Raw genomic sequence first — 18,929 nt, 5'->3', positions numbered from 1 at the left:
AATAATATATTAATACCAATGCCAAAACTTTGTATAGCACTGGACACCGAATACGAGAATGCCCTTAAGCTTGTCAAAGCCCTTAGGGGCAAAGATATAACCTTCAAGGTGGGCTATAAGCTCTTCATATCTCACCACAGAAGGATCACGGAGCCCATAAAGGAGGAGGGCTTTGAACTCTTTTTGGACCTTAAACTCCACGACATACCAAGCACAGTTCAAAACGGCGTGCTGTCTGCAAAGGAGCTTGGGGCGGACTATATAACGGTTCATATAACCTCCGGAAGGGATGCCCTGAGGCGAGCGGTTGAAGTTAGCGATGGTCTAAAACTGCTGGGCGTTAGCCTTCTAACAAGTCTGGAAGAAGAACATCTAAAGGATTTTGGTGTATGTCTGTCAAAGGAGGAGTACGTGCTAAGGCTGGCAAGCCTTGCCCTTGAGTGTGGTATTACAGGTCTTGTGTGTTCTGGAAAGGAACTTCCCCTTTTAAAGTCAAGGTTCAACTTCTTTGCGGTAGTTCCCGGCGTGAGGCTCGGACAGGAAGAGAGGGAAGACCAAAGGAGAGTTGTCAGTTTGGAAGAGGCTATAAGGAATGGCGCAGACATGGTAGTTTTAGGAAGGAGTATCCTCAGGTCCCAGGACCCGGTGAAAACGGTTGAAGATATTCTTGCCTTATTACAGACCCGTCCCTGAGCTCCACAATGCGCTTTGTTTGTCTGGCTAAGTCTATCTCGTGGGTAACCATTACAATGGTTGTCTGACTTTTGTTAATCTCCTTGAAAATGTCCATAACTCTTTGAGTGTTGGTGGAATCTAAGTTTCCGGTGGGCTCGTCCGCCAAAAGGACTTTTGGTTGGTTTATAAGAGCCCTTGCTATGGCTGTTCTTTGCATCTCTCCTCCAGAGATTTCGTAGGGTTTTCTGTTTTCCTTTCCTTTCAACCCAAGTCTTTCTAAGAGAACCATAGCCATTTCCCTTGCCTCCTTTATAGGCACTCCCTTTTTTATAGCTGGCAAGATTACATTGTCCAAAAGGCTGAGCTCTTGCACCAGATAATGAAACTGAAAGACAAAGCCAATTTTAGAATTTCTCAGGTAAGAAAGACGTTTGTCGTTGGAGTAGTCTATTTTCTCACCCTCAAAGAATACCTCTCCTTTTGTTGGCTTGTCCAAAAGCCCCATTATGTAAAGAAGGGAACTTTTGCCAGAGCCCGAGGCACCTATTATGGAAACAAACTCTCCCTCATAAATCTCCAGGTCTATGCCCTTTAAAATCTGCTCAGAACCTACGGTTTTTTTAATCCCACTTAGCCTTATTAGAGGTTTCATTCCTTCAAAATTTCTTCTTTGAAGGCTTTCATTGCTCTGATTGCTCTCTCTGCAAGCAATCTCCTTTTTTCTTCTTTACTTTTGACCTTTTGGTCCAAGGGTGGCAAGAGCCCCATGACGGGTGCCATAGGCTGGAGGGTCCCTTGTTTAGAGGTGATGTATCTTATCAATGAGCCCAGCATGGTTTCCTCTGGGGGGACCACAAGGTCCAAACCTCTTATCAACCTTGACGCATTTATGCCGGCCATCAGCCCGGTGCCTACGGAAGCAGTATAACCCTCCACGCCCGTTATCTGACCGGCAAAAAAGATGTTTGGATATTTTCTCATGTTCAAAAAGGGTGTTAGTATACGGTTAGACTGAATGAAAGTATTTCTATGCATAGAACCAAGCTTTACAAAGACCGCATTCCTCAAGCATGGTATGAGCCTGAAGACCCTCTTTTGCTCTGAGTAGGTCATTCGGGTTTGAAAGCCTACCAGAGAGAGAAGCGTTCCCTCTCTGTTTTCCCTCCTGAGTTGTACCACCGCAAAGGGTTCCTTACCCGTCCTCGGGTCTATCAAACCCACCGGCTTCATGGGTCCAAAAAGGAGGGTTTTGTAGCCCCTTTCCGCCAGCATCTCTATGGGCATACAGCCCTCAAAGTATACCGCTTTTTCAAAATCTTTAAGTGGCACCTTTTCCGCCTTGAGTAGCTCTTCATAAAAAACCCTGTACTCCTCCTCTGTTAGGGTGCAGTTGAAGTAGTCCTCCTCACCCCCTTTGTTGTACCTTGAGCCCCAAAAGCCCTTGGAGAAATCCACACTGTCTGCCTCTACGATGGGAGAGATGGCATCGTAAAAGTAAAGGTATTCATAACCTACCAGCTCCTTTATATCCTCCGCAAGGGCTTGAGAGGTCAAAGGACCGCTGGCAATCACTACCACCTCATCCCTTGGTACCTTTTTAACCTCTTCATAAAAGACCTTTATGTTGGGATGATGGGTCAAAATTTCTGTGATCCTTTGGGAGAACTTTTCTCTATCCACTGCGAGGGCTGTGCCTGCGGGTACATAAAATTCCTTGGCAGTCTTTATAATCAAAGAGTCAAGGATTAAAAGCTCCTCCTTTAAAAGCCCCGCCCCGGAGGTAAGCTCCATGCTACCAAAGGTGTTGCTACAGACAAGCTCTGCAAAATTACCCGTTCTGTGTGCGGGCGTCATCTGGTGAGGTCTCATTTCGTACAGATGCACCTCTATGCCCCTATTTGCCAACTGCCAAGCACACTCACTACCAGCTAGACCTGCGCCTATGACTATAACTTTTCTCATCTTGTGTTATTATATTAAGCATTAAACTGGGAAAGGCGCGTAGCTCAGATGGAAGAGCGCCGCCCTTACAAGGCGGAGGTCGGCGGTTCGAGTCCGCCCGTGCCTATATAAAAAAAAGGAGGTTTTGCCATGGAAAAGAACCTTGCGGTATGGGATAGGGTAATAAGGGTAATAATAGGGCTCATATTTATTTACCTTGCCTTCACCAAGGGTGGTCTATGGTGGATCTTGGGTATAATAGGCTTGGTGCTTATAGGAACCGCAATAACGGGCTTTTGTCTTCTTTACAAGTTGGTGGGCTTCAGGACCGGGTGAAGGTTCTGGCTATAGATTGGGGCACAAAGAAAATAGGGCTCGCCTTAGGGGACACATCCCTAAAGCTGGCGGTCCCACTGAAACCTCTCGCCAACAGGGAGGGAGTTTACAGTTCTATCCTTTCCGTAATCCAAGAGTATGGAGTGAACCTTGTCCTTTTGGGTCTTCCTCTAACACCCAGCGGGAAGGAAGGACAGAGGGCTCTGGAAGTTAGAAAGTTTGCAAAGGAATTGGAGTCCATGCTCCCAGAGGGTGTATCCCTTGACTTTTGGGACGAAAGATACACCACAGAAGAAGCTCTTAGGCTAGTGGAGGGCTCCCGTAAGAAAAAAGAACTGAAGGATTCACTTTCAGCTTATGTAATGCTCATTGAGTTCTTTGACAGTCTATGATAAAGCTTTTGGCTGTTCTCGGTTTGATCTTTGTCTTTCTTGTCTATTCTTTTTTCCCAGTCAAGACCGAGAGGACGGTGGAGATTCCCTACGGGAAGACCAGCTTAGATATCGCCCTTTTGCTCTACAGGGAGGGTGTGATAAGAAGCCCTATATCTTTTATGGCTATCCACTCTTTAATTAGGGGAAAGCTGGAAGCGGGAGAGTATGAGTTCAAGGGTTGGGTTTTCCCTTGGGACGCTTACCTAAAAATCCACCGAGGGCAAAGAAAGCTCTACAAAATCACCGTGCCGGAGGGCTTTGACCTGTACGATATAGCAGATCTTCTGGAGGAATACTCCATCTGCAAAAGGGAAGACTTTTTGAAAGTAGCCAACTCTCCAGAAACCGCCAAAAGATATGGGCTCAGAACTTACACCATGGAAGGTTTTCTGTTCCCGGATACTTACTACTTTTCAAAAAATACTCATCCTCTCCGGGTGGTGGATGTTATGTTTAAAAACTTCCTCAGAAGGACAGAACACCTCAGGCCAAAGTTAGAAGAGAGAGGGCTAACCCTTGAGGAGTGGGTAATAATTGCCTCTATGGTGGAAAAGGAAACTGCGGTGCCGGAGGAGAGACCTATCATCGCCTCGGTAATTCTAAACAGGATAAAGTTGGGAATGCCCCTTCAGATAGACCCTACCGTCATATACGCCCTAAAAAGAAGGGGAGAGTGGAAGGGTGTCTTAACCAGGAAACATTTACAATTGGATGACCCTTATAACACTTACTACCACAAGGGACTTCCCCCATCCCCCATATGCAACCCAAGCCTTCAGTCCTTGGAGGCGGTTTTGAATCCCGCTGAAACCAACTACCTTTACTTTGTTTCCATGGGCAATGGCAGACATGCTTTTAGTTCCAATTACAAGGACCATTTGAAAAATATTGCAACATACAGAAGGTAGGTTATATATTTAACTTCTATGGTTCCAAAAGTGTATTTAGGTGTGGAATGGTTGGGGGCGGAGCGTGTACTGTCCTCCTATCAGCCTCCGGAGGACTGTGGTGCCAGTGTGGTTTTCCTTGGCATAGCCCGGGAGGATGATGGGGTGCAAGAGCTTCATTACGAGGCATTCCCAGAGATGGCAATAAAGGTAATGGAGGAGATAAGGCAGGAAGCCTTAGCCAAGTTTCCCATAAAGGAGGTTTTTATCCATCATCGGCTTGGTGTGGTTAAGGTGGGCGAGCCATCTTTCTTGGTGGTAGCCTACGGTGGGCACAGAGAAGAGACCTTTTCTGCCTGTAGGTATGTGGTAGACGAAGTAAAAAAGAGGGCACCTATTTGGAAGAAAGAAGTCTATAAAGACGGTAGGGGAGAGTGGGTTTTGGGAGCCTAAAAACTATGGAGGTGGTCCTATGCTAAGAAAGGGTGCAGACATCATTATAGAAACCCTAAAAAAAGAAGGGGTGGAGGTTATCTTTGGCATACCCGGTGGTGCCATAATGGAGGTCTATGATGCCCTTTACAGGCATGGTGGAATAAAGCATATTTTGGCAAGACACGAACAGGGTGCGGGGCATATGGCAGAGGGCTACGCAAAGGCTACCGGGAAAGTGGGCGTTGCCATGGCAACCTCTGGACCTGGTGCTACTAACCTGGTAACTCCTATTGCGGATGCATACATGGATTCGGTACCCGTGGTCTTCATCACCGGACAAGTTCCCACTCATTTGATAGGCAACGATGCCTTCCAAGAGGTGGACATAGTAGGAATTACCAGACCCATAACCAAGCATAACTTCTTAGTAAAGCGTATAGAAGACCTTCCCCTCATAATAAGGCAGGCTTTTTACATAGCATCCACAGGAAGACCGGGACCTGTGCTCATAGATATTCCAAAGGACATAACCCAAAAGCTCTCCGATGTTTCCATTCCAACGGATGAGGAGGTCAGAGAATCCCTTCCCGGCTACAAGCCCCACGTGGAGGGTAACCCTCAACAGATTAAAAAGGCTGCAAAGCTAATAATGTCTGCAAAAAGACCAGTGTTGTATGTGGGCGGTGGTGCGGTTCAATCGGAGGCACAAAAAGAGTTGGTGGAGTTGGCGGAGCTTATGAAAATACCCGTTACCACCACCAATATGGGTAAGGGTGCCTTCCCCGAAGACCATCCACTGGCTCTGCATATGTTGGGAATGCACGGCACCTACTATGCAAACATGGCGGTTTATAACTGCGACCTTTTGATCGCGGTGGGTGCCCGTTTTGACGACAGGGTTACAGGAAAGATAGAGGAGTTCGCACCCCAAGCCCAGATCATACACATAGACATAGACCCCGCATCCATATCCAAGAACATAACGGTGGATGTGCCCATAGTGGGAGATGTGAAAATAGTCCTCAGAAAGCTCATAGAGGAACTGAAAAAGGAGGGTGCAAAGATCCTCTTCCCCAAAGAAAGACAGGAGTGGATAGAGCTCATAGAAAGTTGGAAAAAGAACTATCCTTTGAGGTACAGAAATTCTGACAGCGTTATAAAGCCTCAGTACGTGGTGGAGCAAATATGGGAAGCTACAAAGGGAGATGCCATAATTACCGCAGGCGTGGGTCAGCATCAAATGTGGGCGGCCATGTTTTATAAATACAAATTCCCAAGGCAGTTTATAAACTCCGGAGGACTTGGAACAATGGGCTTTGGCTTACCCGCTGCCATTGGAGCAAAGATCGGAAGACCAGAAAAAGAGGTGTTTGTTATAGACGGGGATGGTTCTTTTGTTATGACGATGCAAGAGCTCATTACCGCAGTGCAGTATAAGGTGCCCGTAAAGATCGCCATAATAAACAACGCCTACTTGGGAATGGTTCGTCAGTGGCAAGAGCTCTTTTATGACAGAAGGTATGCGGAGGTGGACCTGAGCGTTCAGCCGGACTTTGTAAAATTGGCGGAAGCCTGTGGTGCGGTGGGTTTCAGGGCAGAAAAACCTAAAGAAGTAAGGGAAATAATAGAAGAAGCCCTGAAGATCCAAGACAAACCAGTAGTCCTTGACTTTGTTGTGGATAAGGAAGAAAACGTTCTTCCCATGGTGCCCGCGGGCAAATCTTACAGGGATATGATCCTAGAAGATGGCAAAAAGGCGGTGGAAGCGGAAACTATGTATCTTGTAGGTTAAAATATTCCCTCCGTGGCAAGGTATATATTCGTAACGGGCGGTGTCCTCTCTTCCTTAGGCAAAGGAGTATCCTCTGCCGCAATAGCTTCCCTCCTTGAGGAAATGGGCTACAGGGTCACCCTCCAGAAGCTGGACCCTTATCTAAACGTGGACCCTGGAACCATGAGTCCCTATCAGCACGGGGAGGTTTATGTGACGGAGGATGGTGCGGAAACGGACTTAGACCTTGGGCACTATGAAAGGTTTACCAAAGCTCAGATGGGCAGAGAAAACAACATCACCTCCGGGAGGGTTTACTTCAACGTCCTCCAGAGGGAAAGAAAGGGAGATTACCTTGGTGCAACGGTCCAGGTAATACCCCACATAACCGACGAGATAAAAAGACTAATAAGGTCCATTGAAAAGGACCACGACTTTGTTATCGTAGAAGTTGGTGGAACTGTGGGAGATATAGAGAGCCTTCCCTTCTTAGAGGCCATCAGACAGCTTGGAATGGAGCTTGGAAGGGAAAACTGCGTCTATGTGCACGTAACCTATGTTCCCTATGTAAAAAGCGTGGGAGAGCTAAAGACAAAACCCACCCAACATTCAGTTAAAGAGCTGAGGGCAATAGGCATTCAGCCCGATGTTTTAATATGCCGGTCTGAGTGTGAAATACCAAAGGAAGTAAAGGAAAAGATTTCTCTTTTTACAAACGTTAGCCCTTCTGCGGTAATATCTGCCCACGATGTGGAGACCATTTATGAAGTGCCTCTGCTTTTCAAAAAACAGGGACTACATCTTTGGCTTGCCAAAAGGTTTAACTTAGAACCCAAGGATGGTGAAGGAAAGTGGGAAAAGATCGTCAGCATAATAAAGAACGCAAAAGAGGAAGTAAAGGTAGCCCTCGTGGGCAAATATGTTAGCCTAAGGGATGCATACAAAAGCGTGGTGGAAGCACTTACTCACGGAAGCATTGCCAACCGTGTTAAACTGAACATCCTTTGGGTCAATTCGGAGAACGTTGAAGAGGAACTTTTACACGAAGCGGACGGTATACTGGTGCCAGGGGGCTTTGGAGAAAGAGGTATAGAGGGCAAAATTAAAGCCATCAACTACGGAAGGCTCAGCAAAAAACCCACCTTTGGTATATGCCTTGGTATGCAACTTATGTGTGTGGAGTTTGCAAGGAATGTTTTGAACCTCAAAGGTGCCAACTCTACCGAGTTTGACCCTAACACGCCCCATCCAGTTATTGACATAATGGAGGAACAAAAGCAGATAGAAGAGCTTGGGGGAACCATGCGTTTGGGGGCATACCCGTGCGTGTTAAAGGAAGGGACAAAGGTCAGGGAAATTTACAAAAAGGAGGTAATATACGAAAGGCACAGGCACAGGTATGAGTTCAACAACGCTTACAGGGAACTCTTTGAAAAGAATGGCTTTGTTATTTCTGGAGTTTCTCCCGATGGCAGGTTGGTGGAGGTAGTAGAGCTAAAGGACCATCCTTGGTTCATAGGTTGCCAGTTTCATCCCGAGTTCAAGAGCAAACCCTTTGACCCGCACCCTCTGTTTGTATCCTTCATAAAAGCGTGCATTGATGCAAAGCTTCAGAGAACCACCGATACAATCGCTCCTACATCCTTAAAACCTTCATCCTCTAAATGAATATAGTTTTCTGTAAGTGCCTTTCCTTCTTCTAAGATTATAGCCCTCAGGGTCTTTCCTTTCATTGAACCTTTGAATTCCTCTCTCTTTTTTTGGTCCAAAGCCTTGAGCAGTCTAACTCTCTCTTTCTTTATCCTTTCTTCCACCTTTGGGAACATCTTGCTTGCCTTGGTGTGAGGTCTGTCTGAATAGCTAAAGACGTGAAGGTAAGCGAAGGGTAGGTTTTGGACAAGTTTATAGGTTTCCTCAAAATCTTCCTCCGTTTCTGTGGGAAAGCCCACTATAATGTCCGTTCCTATGGCGGATATGGGTCTCCTTTGGACTATGGTTTCCACAAGTTTTGTGTAGTCTTCCACCGTGTAGTCCCTCTCCATAAGCTTCAAAATCCTGTTGGAACCGCTTTGAAGGGAGAGGTGAAAGTGGGGTGCGATCCTTTCTTCCTGTGTGATTAGGTCCAAAAGCTTTTGGTCTATCTCGGACGGATAGAGGGAAGAGAGTCTAAAAAGTTCTATGTCCTTTATGCGTAGCAGTTCCAAGAGCAGTTGATAAAGGTTTGTGTTTAGGTCCCATCCGTATTGGGTTAGCTGGGTGCCCGTAAGGACGATTTCTTTAAAGCCCCTTTCTGCCAAGCTCTTTACTTGCTCAAGGACCTTTTCCATTGGCACGCTACGGAGCTTGCCCCTCGCGTAAGGGATCACACAGAAGGTACAAAAGTTATTACATCCTTCCTGAACTTTGAGAAAGGGTCTTACCCTCTCAAAAAAGACCACCAGGTCGAAGTTTTTAACCTGGCTATCTTTGAAGATGTTATCCACAAAGACCCTTTCACCCCTGCCCTGAAGGTAATCCTCAAGGATCTCCACGAGCCGGTCCTTGTGGGAATTCCCCACCACCAAATCCACCTCCTTTAGCCTTGCCAGTGCCTGTGGGTTTGTCTGGGCATAACACCCCGTAGCCACCACTATTGCCTTTGGATTTTCCCTCTTTGCCCTGTATATAAACTGTCGGGAGGACCTGTCCGCCTCAGAGGTTACGGTGCAGGTGTTTATTATGTATATGTCTGCTTGTTCTTGAACCCTTGTGTAGCCCTTCTCTGTTAATTTCTGGGCTAAAAGCTCACCGTCAAAGTAGTTGCTCCTGCACCCAAGGTTGATGACAGAAAACTTCATAGGGATTAAAATATAAACCATGGCAGGGCACAGTCATTGGGCACAAATTAAACACAAGAAGGCAAAGCTTGATGCACAGAGGGGGAAGCTCTTTTCAAAGATCATAAGGGAGATTACCGTAGCAGTCCGGCAGGGAGGACCAAACCCGGAAACCAACCCTCGGCTGAGGGCTGCCATAGAACACGCCAAAAGGGCCAACATGCCCGCAGAGACCATAGAGAGGGCCATAAAGAAGGGAACCGGTGAGCTGGGCGGAGAGAACTACGAAGAGGTTATATACGAAGGCTACGGTCCCGGTGGTGTAGCTTTGATGATACTTGCCACTACGGACAACAGAAACAGAACCACATCGGAAATAAGGCACGTCCTATCCAAGCATGGAGGAAACTTAGGCTCTTCCGGCTGCGTAGCCTTCCTCTTTGACCGGGTGGGTCTCATAGAAGTTCCAAGGGAAAGCATCTCAGAAGAGGAGCTATACGAAAAGGCTATAGAGGCGGGCGCTGAGGATGTGCAGGTGGGAGAGGAGATTTATCTCATATACACCCTTCCGGAGGAGCTATACCAAGTTAAAGAGAAACTCGAATCTATGGGTGTTTTAGTGGAGAAAGCTGAGATCACCTACAAACCCAACAGCACTGTACCGGTAAACGACCCAGAGAACGCCAAAAAACTCCTCAAACTGTTGGAGGCCCTTGAAGAGCTGGAAGACGTGAAAGAAGTGATTGCAAACTTTGACATGGCAGAAGAACTGATTAAGCAGGCATAACTATGAAAAAGCTTTGGTTTTTTGTGGCGTTTGTTTTGGTCTTTGCCCTTTTTTCAGACATTTCCTTTGCAAGGAGAGGAAGCGTATCTCCTACGCCAAAGGTCCTTACCCCATCAAAAGTAAAACCCTACCAACCAAAGGATTTTGAAAAGGGCAAGACAAACACACAGCAAAAGGATATAAATAAAACCCAGCTTGAGAAGTCAAAGCCTGCGAACCAAACACAAAACCCCACATACACAAACCCTCTTTTTAGGTGGCTTGTGGGAGGCTTGATACTGGGTGCTTTGCTGTCTTTGCTTTTGGGACACGGCTTTCAAGTGGGCACTCCCGGACTTTTGGAGATCGGGATTTTGGTCTTGCTGGGATATTTGGCACTCAGGTTTATGCTCAACAGCCTAAGAAGGCACGAAGGTTAATTCCTCTATGTAATGGGTAATCCCACCACAGAAATTTTATACTTGTCCGCAAGCTTTAAAAATTTGTCCTTATCCACAATGTAGACTTTGCCCGCCTCCAAAAAGAGGGCGTCTGCCTTTATCTGCCTTAGGGCTTCTAAGGTATCTAAGCCCACGGTGGGAACATCTATCCTAAAGTCTTGGTTTTTTCTTGCCACCTTTATAACCCTACAGCCCTTGCCCGCCAGTTTGCCAGCCCTGTAGATAGTTTCCTGGGTGCCCTCCATCGCCTCCACGCTTACCACCGTTCCCTCCTTTACTACGATGGTCTGTCCCACATCCAACTGGGCGATCTCCTTTGCTATGGGAAAGCCAAAAAGTCCGTCTTCCATGGCTTGGCTTGAGGGCTCAAGGCTGTTCAATGTGCCCCCGCCCGCCAAAAGTTCCTCCAAATAGGGCTTTGGGTCTATGAATTCAAAGCCCATCTCCTCCAATTCATCCATCAGTGCCCTTATTAAACTCTGGGCACGTCTGTCCTTTGCCCTTTTGAGGATCTTTAAAGCTAAGCTATCTAAGGTCAAAAGGTGGGAAAAGAGCAGTTTGTGTTCAAACTTTCCAAGCAGGACGAGCTTGTTTATGTGGTGCTTTTCTAAAAGCTTTACCAATGTGCCCACCTTTCCAAGGGGCAAATAGGCGTTTGCTTCTATGGATGTAATGCCTTTAACGCCTACCACAAAGACCTCATCCCCCAACTCTTTTGCCTTTTTTACAAAGGCATTGGGAAGACTACCAGAACCTGCCACCAAGCAGATCTTCACAACATCATCTCCTCTAAAAACTTTACATGGTGCTTTGCCATTTTAAACTCCCTGGTGTTAAGGAGCCTTTTGTGAAAATCTATGTTGGTTTTCAGACCTTCCCCCTCTATGATAAACTCCTCCAGAGCCCTTTTGGCTCGGTCTATGGCTTCCTCCCTGCTTTTGCCCCAAACTATAAGCTTGGCAATGAGTGAATCATAAAAGGGAGGGATCTTGTATCCGCAGTAAATGTGGGTATCTACTCTGATGCCCAATCCGCCCGGGAGGAAGAGTCTATCTACCCTACCCGGAGAAGGTAAAAAGGTGTTTGGGTCCTCCGCGTTGATCCTGAATTCTATCGCGTAGCCTCTCCTTTCCACCTTTTTTATGCTGAGCTTTTCACCGCTTGCTATTCTTATTTGTTCCCGCACTATGTCTATGCCCGTGATAATTTCTGTGACAGGATGTTCCACCTGTATTCTTCCGTTCATTTCCATAAAGTAAAAGTTGCCCTCCTGGTCCATCAAAAACTCCACAGTGCCCGCACCCACATAGTTGATCTCTTTGCAGAAGGCTATGGCAAGCTCCTCCAGGTATTTCCTCTGTTTTTCCGAGATGCTGGCGCTGGGTGCCTCTTCCACCAGTTTTTGATATCTCCTCTGTATAGAACACTCCCTCTCGCCCAAGGCTATAACATTGCCGTACCTGTCTGCAAGAACTTGAACCTCTATGTGCTTGGGGTTCACTATGTACTTTTCCACATAGACCCTCTCGTCGCCAAAGGCAGACTTTGCCTCCTGCATAGCCAATGGCAGTTTTTCCCTCAGCTCCCTCTCATCATACACCACCCTTATGCCTCTTCCACCCCCGCCAGCTGCAGACTTTATAACCACTGGATACTTGATTTCTCTGGCAATTTCCAAGGCTTTTTGAAAATCTACTGGTCCGTCGCTCCCCGGCACCAATGGGATGCCTACCTTTTTGGCAACCTCTTTTGCTTTTATCTTGTCTCCTATAAGTTCCAAGGTCTCTGCTGAGGGTCCAATGAACACCTTTCCGCTCGCTTCTACGATCTGGGCAAACTTGGGGTTCTCCGAAAGAAAGCCATAACCCGGATGCACCCCCTCCGCAGAGGAAACCTCCACCGCCGCCATGAGCCTTGGAATATCAAGGTAGCTTTTTAGGGGCTCCGGTGGTCCTATGCATATGCTCTCATCTGCCAACTTTACGTGCATGGAGTCTCTGTCCGCCTCCGAATAGACTGCCACCGTTCTTATGCCCATCTCTTTGCAAGTCCTTATAACCCGGACTGCGATCTCCCCTCGGTTTGCTATGAGAATCTTCTTGAGCATCAAATTAAATTTTACATGCTTTCAAGCTTGTCCTCAATTCTATACTGGATTGCCTGTGCTATGTGATGTTCCTTTATTTGCTCTTCCCCCTCCAAGTCTGCGATGGTTCTTGAAACCTTTAAAAGCCTTGCGTAAGACCTTCCGCTCAAATGAAACTTGTCCATAGCCCTCTCCAAAAGTTCCTTTGCCTTTGGCGTTAAGATGCAGTACTTTTCTATCTCCTTTTCTGTCATCTGTCCGTTGAACTTGGTCCTGGAGTTTTTAAACCTCTCCCTCTGAATTTGGTATGCCCTCATAACCCTCTCCCTGACCTCTTTGGAGCTCTCGCCCGGGCTTGGATTTACCAGTTCTTGGACCTCCACTGGCTCCACCCATACCTTTAGGTCTATACGGTCTAAGATGGGTCCCGAGAGCTTGGACTGATAAGCCCTTATTTGGGCAGGAGAACATACGCATGCCTTGTAGGGATTTCGGTAGTTTCCACAGGGGCATGGGTTTGTGGCACCCACCAAGATGAAGTTGGAGGGAAAGGTTACCCTGCCACCCACCCTTGATATGCTAACGTAGCCGTCCTCTATGGGTTGCCTGAGGGCTTCCAAGGTTTTACGGTTAAACTCCACCATTTCGTCCAAAAAGAGCACTCCCCGGTGGGCTAAGGAGATCTCCCCGGGCGTTGGATTGCTACCGCCACCTATCAACGCCACCTCTGAGGCTGTGTAATGAGGTGCCCGGAAGGGTCTTTGAACCATCAGAGGCTCCTTGAGCATACCCGCCACGCTGTATATTTTGCTAACCTCTAAGGCTTCCTCCAAAGACAGAGGAGGCAAGATGGTTACGATCCTTTTGGCGAGCATGCTTTTTCCTGCCCCCGGAGGACCGATCAGCAGTAAGTTGTGCATGCCCGCTGCGGAGATCTCCAGAGCCTTTTTTGCCTCATACTGTCCTTTTACGTCCGCAAGGTCTATGCTGTAATCAAAGGCTTTTGAAAAGAGCTCGTTAAGGTCCACCTCCTCTGGCTTTAACTCCTTCTCTCCTCTCAAAAAGGCTATGAGCTGGTTTAAGGACTCAACACCGTAAACCTCTGCACCTTGAACGATGGCACCCTCTTTTGCGTTCGCCTTTGGCACCACAAACCTTCTAAAGCCCTTCTCCTTTAAGGATAAAACAATGGGAAGGACGCCACTGACCGGATTTACCTTTCCGTCCAAAGAGAGCTCTCCCAGAAAGACCGTCTCCTCGTCCACATCCAAAACTCCCGATAGCTTTAAAATACCCACCGCAATGGGAAGGTCGTATAAAGTTCCCTGCTTTTTCAGGTGGGAGGGTGCCAAATTTACGGTGATCCTTTTGGAAGGCAGTTGAAAGCCCACGTTCTTTAAGGCAGACCTAACCCTGTCCTTTGCCTCGTTTATGGCTTTGTCTGGTAGTCCCACTATGTTAAACTGAGGAAGCCCTGGAGAGAAGTCTATTTCTACATCCACCAAAAAACCGTCAATACCAATAACCCCTCCGCTCCTTATTCGGCAGAACATTATCTATTGGCTATGTACAGCACCAAATCCCTCAGCCTGCAAGAATAACCCCACTCGTTGTCATACCATGCACCCACATGAACCATATCTTCTATCACCTGAGTTAGTCCAGCGTCAAATATAGCAGAGTGTTCGTTGCCCACTATGTCTTGGGATACTATCGGGTCCTCCGTGTACTGAAGTATGCCTTTTAGCTCTCCTTCCGCAGCCTTTTTAAAGGCTTCGTTGACTTCCTCCACACTGGCTGGGGGTCTTTCTACTACCACGGTCAGGTCCACAAGGGAACCATCCGCCACAGGCACCCTCCTTGCGGTGCCGTCAAGCTTACCCTTTAGCTCTGGGATCACTTCTCCTATCGCCTTTGCAGCGCCCGTGGTGGTGGGAATAATATTTATCGCCGCAGCCCTTGCCCTTCTGAGGTCTTTATGTGGCAGGTCTAAAACCCTCTGGTCGTTGGTGTATGCGTGCACGGTAACCATGTAGCCCTTCTTTATGCCAAAGTTCTCATGAAGGACCTTCACCAAGGGAGCCAAGCAGTTGGTGGTGCAGCTTGCGTTGGAAATTATAAAGTGCCTTTCGGGGTCATACTTGTGATGATTAACTCCGAGCACTATGGTGATGTCCGGATCCTTTGCGGGTGCGGATACTATTACCCTCTTTACCGTATCCCTCAGGTGCAGGACCGCTTTTTCCCTTGATGTAAAGGCTCCTGTGCATTCCACAACGATCTCCGCCCCAACCTCACCCCAAGGGATCAAAGCTGGGTCCTTCTGGGAGAACACCTTTATCTCTTTTCCATTTACCACCAAGGCGTCATCCTTTGCGTACACCTCTCCCTTGAAGACCCCGTGCACCGAGTCGTATTTAAAGAGATGGGCTAAGGTTTTTGTGTCCGTCAGGTCGTTGATGGCTACAACTTCAATGCCTTCCTTCTGCAGGCATGCCTTCAAAAAGGATCTTCCTATCCTACCAAAGCCGTTTATGGCAACTTTTACCATAGGGTTTAATTATAAATTACTTCTGTTCCTCAAGTGCAGAAATTGCAAGCTTTATCTCGTGCAACAGAACTGCTGGTGTTCTTATTGGGTATGGAAGTTTATCCACCACCTCCTCAGCGGGATAGGTTTTTATCTTTACACCCTTTAGCCTTTCCTTTAGCACTTGGCTATCTTGAATGGGAAACTTCACGCCCCTTAGGTGCTTCAGCACCGCATAAGCCCAAGGAATGTCAAGGGCTCTTGCCACCTCTTCTGCCACAACGGTGCAAAAGTGGCTGAGGATTTCAGCCTCGTTGCCCTCCTTAACCATCTTGTAGGCAAGCTTTGCAATACCTCCCGCGGTATGCACCTTCATCTCCTTCAGCTCTTCCTTTGCCAACTCCTCAAGCTTTTGAATTTTTTCCATTGCCAAGGTTGGGTCTGCCCTTAGAATACTCCTAACTGTGTTTTTGGTGAGTCCTACCTTTTGGGCTATCTCCTCCTCGGTGCGCAGATATTCCTCCCTCAAAACCACCACATAGGCTGCCCTTGCCAAGCTGGGTAGCCATGTAAGAGTCCTGAATTCGGTAAGCTTGCTCAGACCACCCAAAAGGTCGATGGCCTTAAAGAAGACCCTCGTAACAAGCTGTTCAAGGTCTGCGCCTGCTTCACTTGTTGGCACTCCTGTGATTTCAATTACCATGGCTTTAACCTCCTATGGGTTCTTTTATTCTAACCAAGCCTGTTTCTGTGATCTCAAGGAAGTGGGTTCTTGTATCGTGCCCAGACATTCTACACCCATCTATCCTAAAGAGCCTAACTATATCTCCTACGCTCTTTTTATACATCTTTGCCTTGTAGGGAGAGTCTATAAGCTCCTTTGCCAAGACCATTGTGCCATCCACTATATGCCCTACCGCGTAGCCTCCAGCTGCCTCCGCGGTTAGCTCCTCATGACCGCTTCTCTTTTGAGACACGAAGATCGCAGTTTGATACCACTTTTTCATAAAGTTGTATAGCCGTCTAACAACAGCCCTCGCCATCATCTCCTTGTTCTCAAATAAACCCGTCACAGAGTCTATCACGGTAAATTTGACCTTGTAGTTCTTTATAACGTAGGCTAAGGTTGCCAAAAGGTCTGGCACATTTTCCCTGATTCTTGTGGAGGATGCAGCGTCTATGAGGATTATGTTATCCTGGAATTGGTCAAAGTCCAAACCCATAGCCATTGCCCTAAGCTTTAGGGATGCAGACACAAAATTGGCGGGAGATTCAACGGTTACAAAGGCAACTCTATCCCCTCTGCTGGCACGGAAAACGGTAAACTGCTCTGCCATCAGAGACTTGCCCGTGTCGGAAACCCCCGTAAGGTTCATAACAGAATAGGCTGGTATGCCTTTTAGGGAGACCTTTTCCAACTTTTTGCCTACCTGCTTTACTATGAAAAAGAGGTCATCTAAACCCTCTATGCCGGTTGCTACTCCGTAGATCTCCGGAGCTTTTGCTATAGCTTGGGAGCCCGTATATACCGCCGAAAGGTCCGGCTCTACCTCTTCCCTCCTTATTTCTTCTCTTTCTTCAAACTCTGCCATACGTAAAAATATAACACTATTTTTTCAGTTGTGAAAGTTCTCTTGCGGACGCATAAAGGATCGCCTCTGCCACCACTTGGTTATCCACCTTGGCAGTGCCTTTCATCTTTGAAAGGCTCTTTTTGAGGGCGATCGCTTCCAACTCAAGGATAAGTTGATCACCCGGATAGACGGGCTTTTTGAACCGGGCGTCATCTATGCCCGCAAAAACTACGGCGTATTTGCCGATCTCCAAGTTCAAAGACTTGATCATCAAAATTCCACCCACCTGTGCCAAAGCTTCAAGGATGTAAACACCCGGCATGAGGGGAAAGCCCGGAAAATGCCCTTGAAAGTAGGGCTCGTTTATGGACACGTTTTTTAATCCTACTATCCTTTTTCCCAGTTCTATCTCCAAAATTCTATCCACGAGCAGTAAGGGATATCTGTGGGGGAGGATTTGCATTATTTCCAGTATGTCCATCGGATAAAATTATAAGGGTGAAATTCTTAGAAGTTGCCCAATTCTTTCAGAAGCTTGAGGAGACCACCAGCCGGCTTGAAATGTCCGAGCTACTTTATGAGCTTTTTTCAAAGGCTGATAAAGAAGAGATTGGAAAGCTTGTCTATCTCACTATGGGAGAATTGGTGCCCTCCTTTGTAGGTTTGGAGTTTGGAGTTTCGGAAAAGTTAGCCCTAGAAGCCCTTTCAAAGGCGGTGGGTATTAGGTTAGCCCAAATACAGCAGATCTATAAAAGATTTGGTGATGTGGGAATGGTTGCTATGGAGGTCATAAAGAGGGAAGGAAGGGGGCTTAGCCTTTCGCAGGTCTATGATGAGCTGATGGCAATAGCCAGGGCAAGGGGAACCTTAGATAAGGTTATGCTTCTTATAAACCTTCTTAAAGCATTATCTGGCATTGAGGCAAAGTTTGCACTAAGGATCATTGTAGGAAACCTTCGTTTGGGAGTGGGCACAGCAACTATCATAGAAGCATTGGCATTGCTCTTGGGAAGTAGGTCTTACAAAGATTTAGTGGAAAGGGCATACAATCTGTGCTCGGACCTTGGTCTTGTGGCCCGCACACTGGTGGAAAAAGGAAAGGATGGACTTTTGGAGTTTAAGATAGAGCCCGGATACCCTGTTCGGATGGCTCTGGCGGAGAGGGTTGCAGATGCAGAGGAGTTAATCAGAAGGCTTGGAAGGTGCGCCATAGAGGCAAAGTATGATGGCTTTAGACTGCAAGTCCACAAAAAGGGTAAGGAGGTGTATATCTATTCTCGCAATCTGGAGCCCATGACGGATATGTTTCCTGAGATAAAGTCTGCCATTGGAGAACTTCCGATAGAAAAAATTATCTTAGAGGGTGAGGCGTTGGCGGTTAATGAGCAGACGGGAGAGTTCTATCCCTTTCAGATTACCATTCAAAGAAAGAGAAAGTATGATGTTTATGAGTTTGCCAAGGAGTACCCACTAAAGCTCTTTTGCTTTGACCTGCTGTATTTGGAAGGGGAGGACTATACGGTCAAGCCCTTCATAGAAAGAAGGAAAAAGTTGGAGGAGTTAATAGTTCCCGGTAATACTCTGGAGCTTTCGGAGCTCAAAATCGTGGACTCGGCAAAGGAGGTAGAGGATTTCTTTGAGGATGCCATAGTTAGAGGACTTGAGGGTATTATGGGCAAAAGGCTTGATGCGCCATACACAGCAGGTTCAAGAAACTTTAACTGGGTAAAGCTAAAGAGGAGCTATAAAGGACAGTTGGCGGACACCTTGGACCTGGTGATCGTGGGCTACTTTTACGGAAGGGGTGCAAGGAGCAAACTTGGAATAGGTGCTCTGCTTACCGCGGTCTATGACCCTTCCACAGACACCTTTAAAACTATCTCTAAGGTAGGCTCGGGTTTCACAGAAGAAGAATGGGTCAGGCTAAAGGAAATGTTAGACCACATAAAGTTAGAACACAGGCACGCGAGGGTTGATTCTCTTATAACTCCCGACGTGTGGGTAGAACCAAGGTATGTTATAACCGTCTCTGCGGACGAGATCACCCGCTCACCTTTGCATACTGCCGGGAAGGTAGGCGATGGTCCCGGATACGCCCTCCGATTTCCAAGGGCTGTTAGCTTTGTCAGGGCAGACAAACTGCCAGAGGATGCTACCACGGTGGAAGAGGTGCTGAGAATGTTCCAGATGCAAAGGAAGGTTAAGATTGAGGAGTAA

The 18,929-nt window shown here is 47.2% G+C and carries 20 protein-coding genes and 1 tRNA gene; 11 read left to right on the top strand and 10 right to left on the bottom strand.

Annotated elements, in window-relative coordinates; genetic code table 11:
* Positions 1 to 18: 18 nt before the first annotated feature.
* Complete coding sequence (gene pyrF / locus THERU_RS02855; RefSeq protein ID WP_025305779.1) at positions 19 to 693, top strand: orotidine-5'-phosphate decarboxylase; 675 nt, start codon at positions 19 to 21, stop codon at positions 691 to 693.
* Here the strand turns inward: pyrF and THERU_RS02850 are convergent.
* The gene (locus THERU_RS02850) at positions 629 to 1,327 is read right to left on the bottom strand and encodes an ABC transporter ATP-binding protein (protein ID WP_025305778.1); all 699 of its coding nucleotides are present in this window, start codon (positions 1,325 to 1,327) and stop codon (positions 629 to 631) included. The genes pyrF and THERU_RS02850 overlap by 65 nt on opposite strands.
* Positions 1,324 to 2,637, bottom strand: a complete 1,314-nt coding sequence (gene trmFO / locus THERU_RS02845; protein WP_025305777.1) for an FADH(2)-oxidizing methylenetetrahydrofolate--tRNA-(uracil(54)-C(5))-methyltransferase TrmFO — start codon at positions 2,635 to 2,637, stop codon at positions 1,324 to 1,326. The genes THERU_RS02850 and trmFO overlap by 4 nt, the downstream gene beginning before the upstream one ends.
* 33 nt (positions 2,638 to 2,670) lie before the next feature.
* Between trmFO and THERU_RS02840 the strand changes: the two genes are divergently transcribed.
* The 7 genes from THERU_RS02840 to THERU_RS02810 all read left to right on the top strand — a co-directional run bounded on the left by THERU_RS02840 (position 2,671) and on the right by THERU_RS02810 (position 8,147).
* Positions 2,671 to 2,743, top strand: a tRNA-Val gene (locus THERU_RS02840).
* Positions 2,744 to 2,766: 23 nt separating this feature from the next.
* Positions 2,767 to 2,952, top strand: coding sequence for a YgaP family membrane protein (locus THERU_RS02835; protein WP_025305776.1), 186 nt, complete (start codon positions 2,767 to 2,769; stop codon positions 2,950 to 2,952).
* Positions 2,949 to 3,344, top strand: coding sequence for a Holliday junction resolvase RuvX (ruvX, locus tag THERU_RS02830; RefSeq protein WP_025305775.1), 396 nt, complete (start codon positions 2,949 to 2,951; stop codon positions 3,342 to 3,344). The genes THERU_RS02835 and ruvX overlap by 4 nt, the downstream gene beginning before the upstream one ends.
* 8 nt (positions 3,345 to 3,352) lie before the next feature.
* On the top strand, positions 3,353 to 4,294 hold the full coding sequence (gene mltG, locus THERU_RS02825; protein ID WP_245565846.1) for an endolytic transglycosylase MltG: 942 nt from the start codon (positions 3,353 to 3,355) through the stop codon (positions 4,292 to 4,294).
* 18 nt (positions 4,295 to 4,312) lie between these two features.
* On the top strand, positions 4,313 to 4,726 hold the full coding sequence (locus tag THERU_RS02820; RefSeq protein WP_025305773.1) for a molybdenum cofactor biosynthesis protein MoaE: 414 nt from the start codon (positions 4,313 to 4,315) through the stop codon (positions 4,724 to 4,726).
* Positions 4,727 to 4,745: 19 nt separating this feature from the next.
* A complete protein-coding gene (ilvB, locus tag THERU_RS02815) occupies positions 4,746 to 6,500 on the top strand; it encodes a biosynthetic-type acetolactate synthase large subunit (RefSeq protein ID WP_025305772.1) in 1,755 nt (584 codons plus the stop codon).
* 12 nt (positions 6,501 to 6,512) lie between these two features.
* On the top strand, positions 6,513 to 8,147 hold the full coding sequence (locus tag THERU_RS02810; protein ID WP_025305771.1) for a CTP synthase: 1,635 nt from the start codon (positions 6,513 to 6,515) through the stop codon (positions 8,145 to 8,147).
* Here the strand turns inward: THERU_RS02810 and mtaB are convergent.
* Positions 8,090 to 9,316, bottom strand: coding sequence for a tRNA (N(6)-L-threonylcarbamoyladenosine(37)-C(2))-methylthiotransferase MtaB (gene mtaB, locus THERU_RS02805; RefSeq protein WP_025305770.1), 1,227 nt, complete (start codon positions 9,314 to 9,316; stop codon positions 8,090 to 8,092). The genes THERU_RS02810 and mtaB overlap by 58 nt on opposite strands.
* Positions 9,317 to 9,335: 19 nt before the next feature.
* Here mtaB and THERU_RS02800 point away from each other — a divergent pair, with 19 nt between their 5' ends.
* Together THERU_RS02800 and THERU_RS02795 are read left to right on the top strand one after the other, a co-directional pair.
* On the top strand, positions 9,336 to 10,082 hold the full coding sequence (locus THERU_RS02800; RefSeq protein WP_025305769.1) for a YebC/PmpR family DNA-binding transcriptional regulator: 747 nt from the start codon (positions 9,336 to 9,338) through the stop codon (positions 10,080 to 10,082).
* Positions 10,083 to 10,084: 2 nt separating this feature from the next.
* Positions 10,085 to 10,501: a hypothetical protein gene (locus THERU_RS02795; RefSeq protein WP_025305768.1), complete on the top strand. Its 417-nt coding sequence runs from the start codon at positions 10,085 to 10,087 to the stop codon at positions 10,499 to 10,501.
* A 5-nt stretch (positions 10,502 to 10,506) separates the two neighbouring features.
* Here the strand turns inward: THERU_RS02795 and THERU_RS02790 are convergent, their stop codons facing one another.
* Genes THERU_RS02790 through fabZ form a run of 7 tightly spaced genes read right to left on the bottom strand, consistent with a single transcriptional unit; the run spans position 10,507 to position 17,193 of the window.
* Complete coding sequence (locus THERU_RS02790; RefSeq protein ID WP_025305767.1) at positions 10,507 to 11,298, bottom strand: LpxI family protein; 792 nt, start codon at positions 11,296 to 11,298, stop codon at positions 10,507 to 10,509.
* A complete protein-coding gene (accC, locus tag THERU_RS02785; RefSeq protein WP_025305766.1) occupies positions 11,295 to 12,629 on the bottom strand; it encodes an acetyl-CoA carboxylase biotin carboxylase subunit in 1,335 nt (444 codons plus the stop codon). The genes THERU_RS02790 and accC overlap by 4 nt, the downstream gene beginning before the upstream one ends.
* A gap of 11 nt (positions 12,630 to 12,640) precedes the next feature.
* A complete protein-coding gene (locus tag THERU_RS02780; protein ID WP_025305765.1) occupies positions 12,641 to 14,161 on the bottom strand; it encodes a YifB family Mg chelatase-like AAA ATPase in 1,521 nt (506 codons plus the stop codon).
* Positions 14,161 to 15,159 (bottom strand): type I glyceraldehyde-3-phosphate dehydrogenase, encoded by a 999-nt coding sequence (gene gap / locus THERU_RS02775; protein ID WP_025305764.1) that lies wholly within the window; start codon positions 15,157 to 15,159, stop codon positions 14,161 to 14,163. Before gap ends, THERU_RS02780 begins: the two co-directional genes overlap by 1 nt.
* Positions 15,160 to 15,175: 16 nt before the next feature.
* On the bottom strand, positions 15,176 to 15,841 hold the full coding sequence (locus tag THERU_RS02770) for a bacterio-opsin activator (RefSeq protein WP_025305763.1): 666 nt from the start codon (positions 15,839 to 15,841) through the stop codon (positions 15,176 to 15,178).
* Between the two features lie 4 nt (positions 15,842 to 15,845).
* Entirely contained in the window at positions 15,846 to 16,730 is an 885-nt protein-coding gene (locus THERU_RS02765) for a KaiC domain-containing protein (RefSeq protein ID WP_025305762.1), read from the bottom strand.
* A 16-nt stretch (positions 16,731 to 16,746) separates the two neighbouring features.
* Positions 16,747 to 17,193, bottom strand: coding sequence for a 3-hydroxyacyl-ACP dehydratase FabZ (gene fabZ, locus THERU_RS02760; RefSeq protein ID WP_025305761.1), 447 nt, complete (start codon positions 17,191 to 17,193; stop codon positions 16,747 to 16,749).
* A 17-nt stretch (positions 17,194 to 17,210) separates the two neighbouring features.
* Between fabZ and THERU_RS02755 the strand changes: the two genes are divergently transcribed.
* The gene (locus THERU_RS02755; RefSeq protein ID WP_025305760.1) at positions 17,211 to 18,929 is read left to right on the top strand and encodes an ATP-dependent DNA ligase; all 1,719 of its coding nucleotides are present in this window, start codon (positions 17,211 to 17,213) and stop codon (positions 18,927 to 18,929) included.

This window comes from Thermocrinis ruber, from assembly GCF_000512735.1.
GTDB lineage: Bacteria > Aquificota > Aquificia > Aquificales > Aquificaceae > Thermocrinis > Thermocrinis ruber.
Note: the sequence above shows the minus strand (reverse complement) of the source record. Positions and strands in the feature narration are given on the sequence as shown.

Coding starts and splice junctions, on each gene's coding strand:
- pyrF (WP_025305779.1), top strand. CDS start 19: ATGCCAAAACTTTGTATAGCACTGGACACCGAATACGAGAATGCCCTT.
- THERU_RS02850 (WP_025305778.1), bottom strand. CDS start 1,327: ATGAAACCTCTAATAAGGCTAAGTGGGATTAAAAAAACCGTAGGTTCT.
- trmFO (WP_025305777.1), bottom strand. CDS start 2,637: ATGAGAAAAGTTATAGTCATAGGCGCAGGTCTAGCTGGTAGTGAGTGT.
- THERU_RS02835 (WP_025305776.1), top strand. CDS start 2,767: ATGGAAAAGAACCTTGCGGTATGGGATAGGGTAATAAGGGTAATAATA.
- THERU_RS02820 (WP_025305773.1), top strand. CDS start 4,313: ATGGTTCCAAAAGTGTATTTAGGTGTGGAATGGTTGGGGGCGGAGCGT.
- ilvB (WP_025305772.1), top strand. CDS start 4,746: ATGCTAAGAAAGGGTGCAGACATCATTATAGAAACCCTAAAAAAAGAA.
- mtaB (WP_025305770.1), bottom strand. CDS start 9,316: ATGAAGTTTTCTGTCATCAACCTTGGGTGCAGGAGCAACTACTTTGAC.
- THERU_RS02800 (WP_025305769.1), top strand. CDS start 9,336: ATGGCAGGGCACAGTCATTGGGCACAAATTAAACACAAGAAGGCAAAG.
- THERU_RS02795 (WP_025305768.1), top strand. CDS start 10,085: ATGAAAAAGCTTTGGTTTTTTGTGGCGTTTGTTTTGGTCTTTGCCCTT.
- accC (WP_025305766.1), bottom strand. CDS start 12,629: ATGCTCAAGAAGATTCTCATAGCAAACCGAGGGGAGATCGCAGTCCGG.
- THERU_RS02780 (WP_025305765.1), bottom strand. CDS start 14,161: ATGTTCTGCCGAATAAGGAGCGGAGGGGTTATTGGTATTGACGGTTTT.
- gap (WP_025305764.1), bottom strand. CDS start 15,159: ATGGTAAAAGTTGCCATAAACGGCTTTGGTAGGATAGGAAGATCCTTT.
- THERU_RS02770 (WP_025305763.1), bottom strand. CDS start 15,841: ATGGTAATTGAAATCACAGGAGTGCCAACAAGTGAAGCAGGCGCAGAC.
- THERU_RS02765 (WP_025305762.1), bottom strand. CDS start 16,730: ATGGCAGAGTTTGAAGAAAGAGAAGAAATAAGGAGGGAAGAGGTAGAG.
- fabZ (WP_025305761.1), bottom strand. CDS start 17,193: ATGGACATACTGGAAATAATGCAAATCCTCCCCCACAGATATCCCTTA.